This is a genomic window from Parapusillimonas sp. JC17 (assembly GCF_052180245.1).
GTDB lineage: Bacteria > Pseudomonadota > Gammaproteobacteria > Burkholderiales > Burkholderiaceae_B > Parapusillimonas.
This window is the reverse complement of the sequence record NZ_CP197474.1, coordinates 1044663-1059994: the sequence shown is the minus strand read 5'-3', so window position 1 is coordinate 1059994 and position 15332 is coordinate 1044663. Positions and strand designations below refer to the sequence as shown.

The window sequence follows — 15332 nt, the reverse complement described above, 5'->3', positions numbered from 1 at the left end:
CATTATGACCCGGATGCGAGAGGCATGCTGCGTTCGACCAGGCGCACGAACATGGCGCTGCCCACCGGAATGACGGCGTCGTTGAAATCGAAAGTGGCGCTATGCAGTACGCGTCCAGCCTCGGCTCCACCTTGCCCCAGGCGGAAATACGCGCCCGGGCGGTGCTGGAGCATGAAGGAAAAGTCCTCCGAGCCCATCGAAGGCGTCAGGTTCGGGATGACCTTGTCTTCACCAAAGAGCTCCGTGGCCACTTCTGCCACGAAACGCGCGTGCTCCGGTGTGTTGATCGTGGCCGGAAAGAGCTTGTGATAGTTGAAGGTGATCTTTGCCTTGAAGACGGCCGCCATGCCGTCGATGATCTCCTGCATGCGCTGGATCACCTGCTCCTGGATGACCGGATTGAAGGTCCTGACCGTTCCCACCATCCGCGCATCGCGGGGAATCACGTTCATGGCCTGCAGATTGCCAGCATGCACCGCAGCCACCGTCACCACCGCCGAGTCGGGCGCCGGCACGTTGCGAGACACGATGGTCTGCAGCGCGGTAATGAGCTGCGCGGCGATCACGATCGGATCGTTGGTTTGATAGGCGTGCGCGCCATGGCCGCCACGCCCCTCGATGTGGATGTCGAAATGGTCGGCGGCGGCCATCATGGGCCCCGGGTTCACACCGATCACGCCCGGAGGCAAGCCGGGCCAGTTGTGCAAGCCGTAAATCGCATCGCAAGGGAAGCGGTCGAACAAGCCCTCGTCGAGCATGGCCTGCGCCCCGCCCAGGCCTTCTTCGGCAGGCTGGAAGATCAGGACGACCTTGCCATCGAAGTTGCGTGTTTCGGCGAGATAGCGCGCCGCCCCGAGCAACACTGTTGTGTGGCCATCGTGGCCACAGGCGTGCATGACGCCGTGATGGCGCGACGCGTGTGCGGCATCCCCCTGTTCGACGATGGGCAGGGCGTCCATGTCGGCCCGCAGGCCTAAGCTGCGGCCGCTGGTATTGCGCAGGCCCTCCAGGACACCCACCACTCCGGTCTTGCCGACATTCCGATGCACCTGATAACCCAAGGCCGTCAGCGCATTGGCAACGATCGCCGACGTGCGCTGCTCCTGGAAGCCAAGTTCGGGGTGGGCATGGATGTCCTGTCGGATGGCGGTCAGCTCGTCATGGAAGCGGCTGATGGACTCGAACACACTCTTGGCGTACATCGGATTATGTCTCCTGGGCAGGCAGCGCTCGTTCCGGCACTGGTTAAAATAAAACATTACCATAAGGAAACACGTACTGCGCAGCCACCCATAGCCCTACGCCAGACATACTCTTGTGCACTTTTTGTTTTGTCTTTCGAGGGTTCTCACGTTATGCTGCGGGGGAACGTTTTTATCAACTATCAGACAGGAGCCCTTTTCTATGGCAACAACCGAGAAATCCGCGCGCAAACCCAATGCTGCGTTCATGAAGCCGCTCACTCCCAGCGCAACGCTGGCCGCCATCATCGGGCCCGAGGCAGTGCCCCGCACCGAAGTTACCAAGAAAATCTGGGACTACATCAAGAAGCATGATCTTCAAGATCCCAAGAACCGCCGCAATATCAATGCCGACGACAAATTGCGTCCGCTGTTCGGCAAAGACCAGGTTTCCATGTTCGAATTGACCAAGCTGGTCAGCGGGCACCTGAAATAAACGCCCAGCGCGTCGCTCCGGTAAGAGCTGAAAAAACGCTGCCGAGGTCCTGAACCCGGGCAGCGTTTTTTTGTACGACCGTGTTGTAAGTATCAGTCGGCCAAGGGCGATTGCGCCGAGAACAAGGCCAGCCACCCTTTGATGATCCGATAGACGATCCAGACGATGGCGATGAGGCCGGTGACCCAGCCAATAAAGATAAACGTGAATATCGCGCTGATGACGATCCAGAGCAGGCCCCACCAGAAAGTCTTGATCACCCAATCGAAATGGGCCGCATACAAGGTTCCGGCCGCGTCGCCCCGCTTCAGATACGCCAACACGACTGCGGCGATGGTGGCTACGCCAAAGAAGCCGGCGCTCAATAGGCCCAACGCAAAAAGCCCGTAGATAAGATGCGTAAGATTACGCATGGACAAGCCAGTGCCGTCCTCTGGCGGATACGCCTGGGTCATACAAAACCTCCGGAGAAACAAGAAAAATAAGCAACCGGCGAACGCCGAGGGCCTATTTTACTCGACTTCCTGTTTTGGTCATGTCCATGGCGCCGACCCGGTGCAGGGGTCAGACCCCGCACGGGGTCTGACCCCCTGAAGCAGACGCCCCGGCTTGAGCTGCTCCTGCGTGGCGGGCTTGGGGTCAGACCCCATCCGGGGTCTGACCCCTAAAAGAAAAACCCCCGAGCGCTGGGCGCTAGGGGGTTTTGGCAATAAGAGCCTGACGATGACCTACTTTCACAGACGTACGTCCACTATCATCGGCGCAAAGGCGTTTCACGGTCCTGTTCGGGATGGGAAGGCGTGGGACCACCTTGCTATGGTCGTCAAGCGTAACTGGGTGCTCGGGCCCGTTCTTGAAGGGCGGGCCATGAGCCAATCTGGTAGAAGCCCTGTCTTGCCTGGGGCAAGACAGCAACAAGTAATTGGGGTGTGTTCTTTTGGTTCGCGGGTTGCGATGGGTACCGAGCTTCTTAGCTCAGCCTGTGCGCTGCCCTGTTTTTTGGGGCAGCGACTTTCACTTTGTTTGAACGGCACTTGAACACCCACAACCTGCAAGGTTATAGGATCAAGCCGCACGGGCAATTAGTACTGGTTAGCTACACGCATTACTGCGCTTATACACCCAGCCTATCAACGTCCTGGTCTCGAACGACCCTTCAGGGGGGTCTAGCCCCCGGGATACCTAATCTTCAGACGAGTTTCCCGCTTAGATGCCTTCAGCGGTTATCTCTTCCGTACGTAGCTACTCGGCAATGCCATTGGCATGACAACCGATACACCAGCGGTACGTCCACTCCGGTCCTCTCGTACTAGGAGCAGGCTCCGTCAAGTATCCAACGCCCACGGCAGATAGGGACCAAACTGTCTCACGACGTTTTAAACCCAGCTCACGTACCTCTTTAAATGGCGAACAGCCATACCCTTGGGACCGGCTACAGCCCCAGGATGAGATGAGCCGACATCGAGGTGCCAAACACCGCCGTCGATATGAACTCTTGGGCGGTATCAGCCTGTTATCCCCAGAGTACCTTTTATCCGTTGAGCGATGGCCCTTCCATTCAGAACCACCGGATCACTATGTCCTGCTTTCGCACCTGTTCGACTTGTCAGTCTCACAGTCAAGCACGCTTATGCCATTGCACTATCAAGACGATTTCCGACCGTCTCTAGCGTACCTTCGAACTCCTCCGTTACACTTTAGGAGGAGACCGCCCCAGTCAAACTGCCCACCATGCACTGTCCCCAACCCGGATAACGGGCCAAGGTTAGAACCGCAAACAAACCAGGGTGGTATTTCAAGGATGGCTCCCTTAGATCTGGCGACCCAAGTTCAACGCCTCCCACCTATCCTACACAGGCCGGTTCACAGTCCAATGCAAAGCTACAGTAAAGGTTCATGGGGTCTTTCCGTCTAGCCGCGGGTAGATTGCATCATCACAAACACTTCAACTTCGCTGAGTCTCAGGAGGAGACAGTGTGGCCATCGTTACGCCATTCGTGCAGGTCGGAACTTACCCGACAAGGAATTTCGCTACCTTAGGACCGTTATAGTTACGGCCGCCGTTTACCGGGGCTTCGATCAAGAGCTTGCACCCCATCACTTAACCTTCCGGCACCGGGCAGGCGTCACACCCTATACGTCGACTTTCGTCTTGGCAGAGTGCTGTGTTTTTAATAAACAGTCGCAGCCACCGATTCTCTGCGACCCCTTCATGCTCTGGGCGCGGGCCCATCACACTACGCAGGGTATACCTTCTCCCGAAGTTACGGTATTAATTTGCCGAGTTCCTTCTCCTGAGTTCTCTCAAGCGCCTTGGAATATTCATCCCGTCCACCTGTGTCGGTTTGCGGTACGGTCTCGTAGGACTGAAGCTTAGAGGCTTTTCTTGGAACTGCTGCCGATCAGTCTAGAGCCTAAGCTCTATTCAGCCACACCCTTGAATTACGCGCCCGGATTTGCCTAAAGCGCCTTCTTCGATGCAGCAACGGGGACATCCAACACCCCGATGACGTTTCGCAATCCGTCCCCCCATCGCATCCTACGACGGTGCTGGAATATTAACCAGCTTCCCATCAGCTACGCATCTCTGCCTCGCCTTAGGGGCCGACTCACCCTGCGCCGATGAACGTTGCGCAGGAAACCTTGGACTTACGGCGAGGGGGCTTTTCACCCCCTTTATCGCTACTCATGTCAGCATTCGCACTTCTGATACCTCCAGCAGACTTCTCAATCTGCCTTCGCAGGCTTACAGAACGCTCTCCTACCGCGTATATCAAAGATATACACCCGCAGCTTCGGTCTATGGCTTAGCCCCGTTACATCTTCCGCGCAGGACGACTCGATCAGTGAGCTATTACGCTTTCTTTAAAGGGTGGCTGCTTCTAAGCCAACCTCCTGACTGTCTATGCCTTCCCACTTCGTTTCCCACTTAGCCATAGTTTGGGACCTTAGCTGGCGGTCTGGGTTGTTTCCCTCTTGAGTCCGGACGTTAGCACCCGGTGCTCTGTCTCCCACGCTCATACTTGCCGGTATTCGGAGTTTGCCATAGGTTGGTAAGTCGCCATGACCCCCTAGCTATAACAGTGCTCTACCCCCGGCAGCAATACGTGAGGCACTACCTAAATAGTTTTCGGAGAGAACCAGCTATTTCCAGGCTTGTTTAGCCTTTCACCCCTATCCACAGTTCATCCCCTAATTTTTCAACATTAGTGGGTTCGGTCCTCCAGCACGTGTTACCGTGCCTTCAACCTGACCATGGATAGATCGCCTGGTTTCGGGTCTACACCCAGCGACTAAATCGCCCTATTCGGACTCGCTTTCGCTACGCCTTCCCTATTCGGTTAAGCTTGCCACTGAATGTAAGTCGCTGACCCATTATACAAAAGGTACGCAGTCACGGGACAAGCCCGCTCCTACTGTTTGTATGCACACGGTTTCAGGATCTATTTCACTCCCCTTCCGGGGTTCTTTTCGCCTTTCCCTCACGGTACTGGTTCACTATCGGTCGATTACGAGTATTTAGCCTTGGAGGATGGTCCCCCCATCTTCAGACAGGATTTCACGTGTCCCGCCCTACTTGTCTGACGCCTAGTTCCAACAACTGAATTTCGTCTACAGGGCTATCACCTGCTACGGCCGCGCTTTCCATCGCGTTCGACTATCCAATTGCCTAAATCGTCAAGGCTGCTCCGATTTCGCTCGCCGCTACTTTCGGAATCTCGGTTGATTTCTGTTCCTCGAGCTACTGAGATGTTTCAGTTCACCCGGTTCGCCTCCATGACCTATGTATTCAGTCAAGGATAGGGTATCGCTACCCTGGGTTTCCCCATTCGGACATCTGCGGATCAAAGCTTGTTTGCCAGCTCCCCGCAGCATTTCGCAGGCTACCACGTCCTTCATCGCCTGTAATCGCCAAGGCATCCACCATGTGCACTTAGTCGCTTGATCCTATAACGTTGCAGGTTAAAAACCTAACAAGTTATAAAAACTTTGAGTTATGCGTGTTTGTGCCGTTCATCATTTTCAAAGGCCATGTCTTTAAACATGTATTTTTGAGAACTATTTGAACAAAATTGTTTAATGCAATCACAACCCGTACTTACGAACTCACCGTCACTTAAGACGATGCGCCGCAATTACTTCGTTGTGCTTCTTCCAGATTGTTAAAGAACGAGTAAAACCATTTATAAGCCTAGCTACTGCCTAAGACTTAACGAGCAACCCAGGCATCGCTGCCCAGACTCTTCGTTAACCCCTAATCAACCAGCCGATGAACCAACCCGCGGCGCGCTTGGTGGAGGATGACGGGATCGAACCGACGACCCCCTGCTTGCAAAGCAGGTGCTCTCCCAGCTGAGCTAATCCCCCTTCGCACCGATCAATCCTGCTGGTGGGTCAAGTTGGAATCGAACCAACGACCCCCGCCTTATCAAGACGGTGCTCTAACCGACTGAGCTACTGACCCAGCTTTCTGTTGCCAACCCATCTCGGGCCTTACTCTTTCTACCATCAACAGCCAATAAGTGTGGACGCTTTCGCTTTGGCATCCGAGCATTTTGCTCTGAAAGGAGGTGATCCAGCCGCACCTTCCGATACGGCTACCTTGTTACGACTTCACCCCAGTCATGAATCCTACCGTGGTAATCGCCCTCCTTGCGGTTAGGCTAACTACTTCTGGTAAAACCCACTCCCATGGTGTGACGGGCGGTGTGTACAAGACCCGGGAACGTATTCACCGCGACATGCTGATCCGCGATTACTAGCGATTCCGACTTCATGCAGGCGAGTTGCAGCCTGCAATCCGGACTACGATCGGGTTTCTGGGATTGGCTCCCCCTCGCGGGTTGGCGACCCTCTGTCCCGACCATTGTATGACGTGTGAAGCCCTACCCATAAGGGCCATGAGGACTTGACGTCATCCCCACCTTCCTCCGGTTTGTCACCGGCAGTCTCATTAGAGTGCCCTTTCGTAGCAACTAATGACAAGGGTTGCGCTCGTTGCGGGACTTAACCCAACATCTCACGACACGAGCTGACGACAGCCATGCAGCACCTGTGTTCCGGTTCTCTTGCGAGCACTCCTCTATCTCTAAAGGATTCCAGACATGTCAAGGGTAGGTAAGGTTTTTCGCGTTGCATCGAATTAATCCACATCATCCACCGCTTGTGCGGGTCCCCGTCAATTCCTTTGAGTTTTAATCTTGCGACCGTACTCCCCAGGCGGTCAACTTCACGCGTTAGCTGCGCTACTAAGGCCCGAAGGCCCCAACAGCTAGTTGACATCGTTTAGGGCGTGGACTACCAGGGTATCTAATCCTGTTTGCTCCCCACGCTTTCGTGCATGAGCGTCAGTATTATCCCAGGGGGCTGCCTTCGCCATCGGTATTCCTCCACATCTCTACGCATTTCACTGCTACACGTGGAATTCTACCCCCCTCTGACATACTCTAGCCCGGCAGTTAAAAATGCAGTTCCAAGGTTAAGCCCTGGGATTTCACATCTTTCTTTCCGAACCGCCTGCGCACGCTTTACGCCCAGTAATTCCGATTAACGCTTGCACCCTACGTATTACCGCGGCTGCTGGCACGTAGTTAGCCGGTGCTTATTCTGCAGGTACCGTCAGCGGCGCCAGGTATTATCCGGCGCCTTTTCTTCCCTGCCAAAAGTGCTTTACAACCCGAAGGCCTTCATCGCACACGCGGGATGGCTGGATCAGGGTTGCCCCCATTGTCCAAAATTCCCCACTGCTGCCTCCCGTAGGAGTCTGGGCCGTGTCTCAGTCCCAGTGTGGCTGGTCGTCCTCTCAAACCAGCTACGGATCGTCGCCTTGGTAGGCCTTTACCCCACCAACTAGCTAATCCGATATCGGCCGCTCCAATAGTGAGAGGTCCGAAGATCCCCCCCTTTCCCCCGTAGGGCGTATGCGGTATTAGCCACGCTTTCGCGTAGTTATCCCCCGCTACTGGGCACGTTCCGATATATTACTCACCCGTTCGCCACTCGCCACCAGACCGAAGTCCGTGCTGCCGTTCGACTTGCATGTGTAAAGCATCCCGCTAGCGTTCAATCTGAGCCAGGATCAAACTCTTCAGTTCAATTCCTGTAATCGTAAATTCCTCAAGCATCTAAAATAGACGCTCGGGACATACGTCGCTTCACTCAAACGAAAAAGACAAGTGTTCTAATTTCTTAAAACCTTACTTCTTCATTCTATGTGAGCACTTGATAATAACGTTGGCAAAAGTCCTTCGTGAAAAGAACCTCGCTCGCGCCGCATTCCAAGCGCCCACACTTATCGGCTGTTTGATTGTTAAAGAACAAGGGTGATGACCCGGCGCCTAGCTTTTTTTTGCCCAGCGCCTGCCCATCGGCAATTCTGCCCCTACTTCGCCTACCGGCTGCACCTGCGTGCCGCGCTGTGTTTGAAGCAGAGAAACGAGATTATGAAGCAGTTTTTTGTCGGTGTCAAATCGGGGCTGACTTTATTTCCTTCAACCCCCTTGCGCTGCAACCCATCCGCAACACAAGGCACCGGCCTTGCCGCCGCACGACCTCGCGGTCTTGCTGCCCACTGCCGACTAGGGAAAACCCTAGATGCCCGTCAGCGAGGAAACGAACTATAGCATCAATTCTTCACACCGTGCAAGTCAGGTTGTCATCAAAAGCAGGTAAAGATCCGGACTATCGGGTAAACCCTTGATTGGTAAGGGGTCAGACCCCCTGCGGGGTCTGACCCCGGGATGAACCTCGGGGCGGCGCTTGGTTGGGGTCTGACCCTGGAGGGGGTCTGACCCCTTCACTAAATCAGGAGTTCGGTCGTTTCCTTGATCCGCTGCAGCGTGAAACTCGAGCGCATGTCCACGACCGCAGGGTGCTGCATGAGCTTGTCCATGGCAAAGCGCGAGAATTCGGCCAGGTCTCTTACTTGCACTCTTAGCAGGTAGTCCATGTCGCCGGACATCGCATAGCATTCGACGACTTCCGGCCAGGTCTGCACATCCCTGGCAAAGTCCGATACCGGCGCGTGCGTGGAGCGGAAGACCTTGTTCAGGCGGATGGTGACGTAGGCCAGTAGCTTGAGGCCTACTTTATCGGGATTCACCAGTGCTACATAGCTTTCTATATAGCCTTCCTCCTCCAGGCGCCGTACTCTCCTCAGGCAAGGACTGGGAGACAGCGATACGCGGTCGGCGAGATCCTGATTACTGATGCGGCCATTGCGTTGCAATTCCATCAGAATACGCCGGTCTATTTTATCCAGGTCATTTTGAGACATAAACCACCACGAGATATTTTTTCTTAAGCAGATTATTGCTCAATAAGGGCTTTTGCGGGGCACCTTGGCAATCCGCTGCCTGCGTTTTTTCTTAGAATTTCTTTTTACTCTCGAGGTTGGCCACCCCGGTTGTAATTAGCAGGGGTCAGACCCCGTACGGGGTCTGACCCCTATATATTCAAGGAGCATGGACAATGGCACACAATTTTCAGGAATGGGACAACCCCATGGGCACGGCGGGTTTCGAGTTCATCGAGTACACCGCGCCCGATCCGGTGGCACTGGGCAAGGTATTCGAAACGCTGGGCTTCAAGGCGATCGCCCGCCATCGCAACAAGAACGTGACCCTGTATCGGCAAGGTGGAATCAACTTCCTGATCAACGCCGAGCCCGACTCGTTCGCGCAGCGTTTCGCCCGCCTGCATGGGCCGTCGATCTGTGCCATTGCCTTTCGCGTTCAGGATGCCGCCAAAGCTTACAAGCGCGCACTGGAATTGGGCGCCTGGGGATTTGACTCGGGCAGCGGCCCGATGGAGCTGAACATTCCTGCCATCAAAGGCATAGGAGACTCACTGATCTATCTAGTCGATCGCTGGAATGCCAAAGAAGGACACGGAGGAATCGGCGACATCAGCATCTACGACGTCGACTTCAAGCCCATCGATCCCTCCACCGCCAACGAAGATGTCACGCACAAGGGAGCGGGGCTGACGCTGGTCGATCACCTTACACATAATGTACACAAAGGCCGCATGGGCGAGTGGGCCGAGTTCTATGAACGCTTGTTCAATTTCCGTGAGATTCGCTACTTTGATATAGAAGGGAAGGTCACGGGCGTGAAGTCCAAAGCCATGACTTCGCCTTGCGGCACGATCCGGATTCCGATCAATGAAGAAGGCACTGAGGAAAAAGGCCAGATTCAAGAGTACCTGGACCTCTATCGAGGCGAAGGCATCCAGCATATTGCGCTGGCGACGGACAATATCTATGAAACGGTGGAACGGCTCAGGACTTCAGGCCTTCAGTTCCTGGATACGCCGGATACCTATTATGAGTTGCTGGACCGCCGCCTGCCCAATCATGGAGAAGACGTCGAGCGCCTGCGGAAGAACAAGATATTGCTGGACGGCGCGGCCGAGGGCGGACTGCTGCTGCAGATCTTCACCGAAAACCAGATCGGCCCCATCTTCTTCGAGATCATCCAGCGCAAGGGCAATGACGGCTTCGGCGAAGGCAACTTCAAGGCGCTGTTCGAGTCCATCGAACTGGATCAGATGCGCCGCGGCGTACTGAAGTCTGTCGACTAAACGCAACAGGAAGCCGATTCTCCGGCCGCAGTGCCGGCCGGAGAGGCAGGCTTCCCTGCAAACAGCTAGAATTCCAAGCGTCATAGTAAGGAAAGTGGGATGCTTGCGTATCTGTTAGCGCTCGCCAAGCGCAGTTGGCGGTTGTTCGTCACGGTAACCAAAGTCATGCTACCCGTGATGGTCATCGTGAAAATCGCCGACGTTTTCGGCCTGGTTGAATTGGCGGGGCGGTTGATCGCGCCGGCCATGGCCTTGCTGCACTTGCCGCCGGAAGCCGGCATCATCTGGGCCACCACGCTTCTTACAGGCATCTACGGCGGCATCGCCACTCTCAGCAGCTTGCCCTCACCGCCCGACATGAGCATCGCTCAGGTCAGCGCGCTATGCGCCATGATGCTGTTCGCCCATTCCATTCCGGTAGAACAGGCCATCGTCCGCCGCGCAGGCGCCGGGTTCGGGATCACCGCCGCCTTGCGCATCGGCACCGCCATTTTCTATGGCGCCCTGGTCTCATGGGCCTGCCACTTGACGGGCGCCCTGTCCGAACCGCTGTCCTTCGACTGGCTGCGCGGCTCCGAAGTCATCGCTGCCGATGCCGGTTCGCCCTTCATCGGCTGGATACAGGCCACTGCGTTCTCTCTGGGCCTGACCTTGTGCATCATCTTCGCACTGGTGGTCGCGCTGGATCTGCTCGAACGCCTCGGCATCATCCGCCGCTTTACCCGACTGATGACGCCGGTGCTGCGCGTATCCGGGCTCAATGCGGATGTGGCTCCCGTCACGACGGTGGGCGTCCTGCTTGGCCTTACCTACGGCGGCGCCCTCATCATTGAAGAAGCCGAAAAACAGAACTTCCCGGCACGCACGCGCTTCCTGGCATTGTCCTGGCTTTCGCTGTCGCACTCTTTGATTGAAGATACGCTGCTGTTGCTGGCGTTGGGCGCCGACATATGGATCGTCCTGGTCGGCCGTGTCGTACTCACGCTGATCATCGTGGCGACACTTGCCCGGCTGACGAACCGGGGTGGCTGGCGGACCGTCCCGGCCGGGATCTGAGCCCCCGCACGTTTTGGGGTCAGACCCCGTATGGGGTCTGACCCCTTGAGCACTTTTTCAGGGGGGCAGACCCTATGCAGGGTCTGACCCCGAACAGGGTCTGACCCTCCGCATGAATCGAATCAAACACCACCCGGGGTGTGGCCCCGCAGCAAATGCGCGTACTGCTTGCGGAATTTCGCGAGCTTGGGGGAGATCACCGCCTGGCAGTAGCCTTGGTAGGGGTTACGCGCAAAATAATCATGGTGATAGTCTTCGGCGGGCCAGAAGGTTTCGGCACCCAGCAGCCGCGTGACGATGGCCTGGCCGGTTTCGGCCTGCAATTCCTTGATCAGCGACTCGGCGACTTCCCGCTGCGCCGGCGATTGGCAAAAAATGGCGGACGCATATTGCGGGCCCACGTCGGCGCCCTGGCGATCCAGGGTCGTGGGATCGTGGCTGGCAAAAAAAACGCGCAGCACCGTTGCGTAATCGATGACCTGCGGATCGAACTCCACGCGGACGACTTCGATATGCCCCGTGGTCTTGGTGCAGACTTGCTCGTAGCTTGGGTTGTCGACATGCCCACCGGCGTACCCCGGCGTGACGTCCTCGACGCCCTGCAGAGCCTTGAAAATAGGCTCGATACACCAAAAACACCCACCGCCCAGTATCGCTATTTCCGTCATGATGCCTTCCTATTCGATTTTTGCGGCCGGCGTTTCAGCCAGCGAAAGTATCCATGCCGCAAGCAGTTGCGCATTGGCCGGGCTGACTTGCGGCTGAGCCGGCATCGGAACCGCGCCCCAACGACCCCGGCCTCCCCGGATGATGGTATTGGCCAGATACGGTACCGCGCCTTCCTGGCCCGCGAATCTTTCGGCGATGACGACAAAAGACGGGCCGACCCGCTTCTTGTCCACCTGATGACAGGCCATGCAATTGCTGGTCTGGGCCAGCGCCAGGCCGGTGGTGGATTGCCCCTGCGCGGCGCCGGCACAGAGAAAACCGGCGACGCCAAACAAAACGATACGAAAAACCGAATGCATAAATCAACCCGTTGATCAACATAACGCCGGCATCGCCGGGAAGAAACCCTGGATAATCCGGTGAGCCTTTCAGCGCTTCCCCGTGCCCGCTGTCAAGGTGCTAGTGTACTGTTTGGTCAGTTCGAAGCAAACAGCACACTGGGGCGTATCGGGTATTATCGACGATGTTCCGTAGAGACGACACTTCACATGCTTCACTACCCTCAAATCGATCCTGTGGCATTTCAAATCGGACCCATCGCCGTGCATTGGTATGGGCTGATGTACCTCATTGGCTTCAGCCTGGTCTGGGTATTCGGACGTTGGCGCATCAAGCAGGGGCTGTCCGACCTTACGTTGCGCGACCTGGAGGACCTGATTTTCTACAGCGTGCTCGGTGTCGTCGCCGGCGGCAGATTGGGATATGTCCTGTTCTACAAGCCATCCGAATACTTGTCCGATCCCATCCAGGTTCTGTATTTATGGCAGGGCGGCATGTCTTTCCATGGCGGGCTGATCGGCGTCATCGTGGTATTGCTTCTCTTCGCGCGGCAGCGCGGACGCAGCTTGCTGGAGATCGGCGATTTCATCGCGCCACTGATCCCGCTTGGCCTGGCCGCCGGCCGCCTCGGGAACTTCATCAACGGAGAACTCTGGGGCAGGCCGACACAGGTGCCATGGGGCATGGTCTTCCCGCAGGCCGGCGACAGCCTTGCCAGACACCCTTCGCAACTGTACGAGATGGCGCTGGAAGGTTTCGTGCTGTTCGCGCTTTTATGGTGGTTCGCCCGCAAGCCGCGCCCCACGGGGCAAATAAGCGCCCTCTTCCTGATGGGCTACGGCGTATTCCGCTTCATGGTGGAATACACCCGCGAGCCCGATTATTACCTGGGGCTGCTGGCGGGCGGATTGTCAATGGGTCAATTGCTTTCTGTGCCCATGATCGTGGCGGGTCTGATCATTTTTGCTCTGAGCGCAAGAAAATCGACCCACGCACCGTAACCGTGATGCGCTCGGTGCCCCCTTCGAGAGGCACCGCCGACGCATCCGCAGCCTTGGCCATCATCATCGCCCGGGGCGCGGCCTCGAAGCGGGTTCCGGCCCCGCCAAGGTTGATTTCCTTGATCTCGTAGCCCGTATAGCCAAAGGCCGATGCAAGCGCCTGCGCCCGGTCGCGGAACGCCTGTGCGGCGCTTTCCAGCAGTGCCTCTTCTTGTTTAGCGCGCGCTTCCGGAGAAACCGAGAATGACAGATTGGCAATGGGCATCTGGTCGGCAAATTTGGCGGCGAGCTCGGATGCAGCGGTGAAATCGCCGGACTGCAGCAGGATTTCGCCGCGCCCCCGCCAGTTCGATATCTGACCGTCCTTGTCGTTCATGGGCCAGATGTTGTAGTTGCCCGTGCTGACCTTGATGCCCTGGTGCCCCTTCGCCTGCGCCATGACCTTGTCCATGACCTTGGCGAGTGCAGCAGCCACGGCGGCCTGCGACGACTCGCTGACTTCGGACGCCAAAGTGATTCTTACCGTGTCATGCGCAAGTTCCGCCGCCGCTTCGGCTTGCAGGCTGGCCTGCGGCCAGATCTCGTGATGGGCGAAACGCTTATGGCTGTCCGTGCCCGGCGGAACTTGCGCCGCGGCGGAATATGAAGCGGCAAGTGCTGCAGCGCCCATGATTACTGCCAACAAACGTTTACGTTTCTGTACGGAAAGATGCATGCGGCTACCCATAAAAGGAAAAGCTCGTCCGTAGGACGAGCTTTGGATTATTGCCCCGCCTGTGCCGTCAAGGCCGGCATCCCGGAACCTGAGGTTCAAGGTGGTCGCCTTCAGCCAAGCTTCGGGTTCTCCAATTAAGGAGATCACTCCCACTTGTCAATCCAGCAACCTAATGCCATAGCATTGGTTCAAGGAATATTGGCCGAGTCACGAACACGGCAGGGACTAACTGTTGAACACGCCTGAGCGTATCCGTGAAATCTGTGTGAACCTATAGTGTATACCTAAGTCTGGCTCGATGTTTTCAGGCCGTCGACCTGGTCGAGCATTTCGTGCATGTCTTCAATTTTACGCTTGAAATCGCCGAGCGCAACATTGCTGAGTGGACCATCAGGCGCGCGCATGGTGAGAAGTTCGCCGGCGATCTGTATGGCAGCCATGACGGCGATGCGTTCATTGCTGGAAACCTTTCCGGAACCCTTCACGGCAAGCATGCGCTGGTCGACATGGCGTACCGCGGCAAGCAGCGCCTCTTTTTCAGAGGGCAGGCAAGCCAGGGAATAATCGCGTCCCAAGATGGATACGTCGATGCGTTCCATAACTGCTACTCCTGAGGCGCGCCGGGCAGGCGCATTAATATTGAATCAATCTGTTCGCGCGCCTTGGCGGCCACGACACGCAAGCGCGAGGAGTCGGCCTGGCTGACGGACAACTGCCCCTTGAGAGCCTCTGATTCGGCCTTGTAGCGTGACAGCTCGGCCTGCAGGCCGGCCTGCATCGCGTCGGATTCGGACCTGGCTGCGGCCACGGCCGCTTGCGCCTCATCGCGTACGGACTGCAACTGCGCTTCGTGGTCGGCCATGCGCTCGGACGCGGAAGAATATTCGGCGTCGCGACGCTGCAGTTCGTCGCGCAAGGCGTTGCGCTCTTGCTCGAGAGCAGTCAGGCGCGCCTGCTGCGCAGCGCGCTCGGACTGAAGCTGCCGCGCAAGCTGCACCAGTTGCCCGACACGGGCGGCGAGAAAATCGAGATCTTGCAACATGGGCGTTATCGTAAACCATCCAGCGGCGATCTGGGTAGGGAAAAATAGCCACCAATCATAACCTTTCACCCCTCTTTCCGTTACCTTTCAAAATTCTTTCAATTGCAGGAGTATGACGCGTCATTTACCCCTGGAATATGTAAAAAATGTGGATTTTAGGGGTTAACCCTAGACAACTGAGGGGAAATCTGGGTTTTCAGCCCTCTTTTCGTCAATTACCATGCCTCACCTTTGATATGCGGGGTTCCGA

At 56.5% G+C, this 15332-nt stretch carries 12 protein-coding genes, 2 tRNA genes, 3 rRNA genes and 1 other RNA gene; 4 read left to right on the top strand and 14 right to left on the bottom strand.

What is annotated here, in order from left to right; all coding sequences use genetic code 11:
• Positions 1-2: 2 nt before the first annotated feature.
• Complete coding sequence (locus ACSBPU_RS05150) at positions 3-1202, bottom strand: M20 aminoacylase family protein (RefSeq protein WP_442596167.1); 1200 nt, start codon at positions 1200-1202, stop codon at positions 3-5.
• Positions 1203-1404: 202 nt separating this feature from the next.
• Between ACSBPU_RS05150 and ACSBPU_RS05145 the strand changes: the two genes are divergently transcribed.
• Positions 1405-1677 (top strand): SWIB/MDM2 domain-containing protein, encoded by a 273-nt coding sequence (locus ACSBPU_RS05145; RefSeq protein ID WP_180067598.1) that lies wholly within the window; start codon positions 1405-1407, stop codon positions 1675-1677.
• A gap of 92 nt (positions 1678-1769) precedes the next feature.
• Here ACSBPU_RS05145 and ACSBPU_RS05140 read toward each other — a convergent pair whose 3' ends face one another.
• The 7 genes from ACSBPU_RS05140 to ACSBPU_RS05110 all read right to left on the bottom strand — a co-directional run bounded on the left by ACSBPU_RS05140 (position 1770) and on the right by ACSBPU_RS05110 (position 8953).
• Positions 1770-2132 carry a DUF4870 family protein gene (locus tag ACSBPU_RS05140; RefSeq protein ID WP_442596165.1) on the bottom strand — a complete coding sequence of 121 codons (363 nt, stop codon included), beginning with the start codon at positions 2130-2132 and terminating at the stop codon, positions 1770-1772.
• A 260-nt stretch (positions 2133-2392) separates the two neighbouring features.
• Positions 2393-2505 (bottom strand): 5S ribosomal RNA (gene rrf, locus ACSBPU_RS05135).
• A 233-nt stretch (positions 2506-2738) separates the two neighbouring features.
• Positions 2739-5625, bottom strand: a 23S ribosomal RNA gene (locus tag ACSBPU_RS05130).
• 344 nt (positions 5626-5969) lie between these two features.
• Positions 5970-6045 (bottom strand) — tRNA-Ala (locus ACSBPU_RS05125).
• Positions 6046-6065: 20 nt separating this feature from the next.
• Positions 6066-6142, bottom strand: a tRNA-Ile gene (locus ACSBPU_RS05120).
• A gap of 99 nt (positions 6143-6241) precedes the next feature.
• Positions 6242-7772, bottom strand: a 16S ribosomal RNA gene (locus tag ACSBPU_RS05115).
• The 16S, 23S and 5S rRNA genes sit together here with 2 tRNA genes alongside, the layout of an rRNA operon.
• Positions 7773-8476: 704 nt before the next feature.
• Positions 8477-8953, bottom strand: a complete 477-nt coding sequence (locus ACSBPU_RS05110) for a winged helix-turn-helix transcriptional regulator (RefSeq protein ID WP_180065353.1) — start codon at positions 8951-8953, stop codon at positions 8477-8479.
• Positions 8954-9147: 194 nt separating this feature from the next.
• Here ACSBPU_RS05110 and hppD point away from each other — a divergent pair, with 194 nt between their 5' ends.
• Both hppD and ACSBPU_RS05100 read left to right on the top strand, forming a co-directional pair.
• Positions 9148-10260 (top strand): 4-hydroxyphenylpyruvate dioxygenase, encoded by a 1113-nt coding sequence (gene hppD / locus ACSBPU_RS05105; protein ID WP_442596163.1) that lies wholly within the window; start codon positions 9148-9150, stop codon positions 10258-10260.
• 99 nt (positions 10261-10359) lie between these two features.
• Positions 10360-11316 (top strand): nucleoside recognition domain-containing protein, encoded by a 957-nt coding sequence (locus tag ACSBPU_RS05100; protein ID WP_442596161.1) that lies wholly within the window; start codon positions 10360-10362, stop codon positions 11314-11316.
• A gap of 122 nt (positions 11317-11438) precedes the next feature.
• Here the strand turns inward: ACSBPU_RS05100 and msrA are convergent, their stop codons facing one another.
• Complete coding sequence (gene msrA, locus ACSBPU_RS05095) at positions 11439-11984, bottom strand: peptide-methionine (S)-S-oxide reductase MsrA (protein ID WP_442596159.1); 546 nt, start codon at positions 11982-11984, stop codon at positions 11439-11441.
• Between the two features lie 9 nt (positions 11985-11993).
• A complete protein-coding gene (locus ACSBPU_RS05090) occupies positions 11994-12344 on the bottom strand; it encodes a c-type cytochrome (RefSeq protein WP_442596157.1) in 351 nt (116 codons plus the stop codon).
• Positions 12345-12533: 189 nt separating this feature from the next.
• Here ACSBPU_RS05090 and lgt point away from each other — a divergent pair, with 189 nt between their 5' ends.
• Positions 12534-13325 (top strand): prolipoprotein diacylglyceryl transferase, encoded by a 792-nt coding sequence (gene lgt / locus ACSBPU_RS05085; RefSeq protein ID WP_180065363.1) that lies wholly within the window; start codon positions 12534-12536, stop codon positions 13323-13325.
• Here lgt and ACSBPU_RS05080 read toward each other — a convergent pair.
• The 4 genes from ACSBPU_RS05080 to ACSBPU_RS05065 all read right to left on the bottom strand — a co-directional run bounded on the left by ACSBPU_RS05080 (position 13282) and on the right by ACSBPU_RS05065 (position 15082).
• Positions 13282-13995: an SIMPL domain-containing protein gene (locus ACSBPU_RS05080; RefSeq protein WP_180066199.1), complete on the bottom strand. Its 714-nt coding sequence runs from the start codon at positions 13993-13995 to the stop codon at positions 13282-13284. The two genes, lgt and ACSBPU_RS05080, sit on opposite strands and share 44 nt — an antisense overlap.
• A 93-nt stretch (positions 13996-14088) precedes the next feature.
• A non-coding RNA gene (gene ssrS / locus ACSBPU_RS05075) (6S RNA) lies at positions 14089-14268 on the bottom strand.
• Between the two features lie 56 nt (positions 14269-14324).
• Entirely contained in the window at positions 14325-14639 is a 315-nt protein-coding gene (locus ACSBPU_RS05070; RefSeq protein WP_180065365.1) for a cell division protein ZapA, read from the bottom strand.
• Positions 14640-14644: 5 nt separating this feature from the next.
• Positions 14645-15082 (bottom strand): hypothetical protein, encoded by a 438-nt coding sequence (locus tag ACSBPU_RS05065; protein ID WP_442596154.1) that lies wholly within the window; start codon positions 15080-15082, stop codon positions 14645-14647.
• Between the last annotated feature and the right edge of the window lie 250 nt (positions 15083-15332).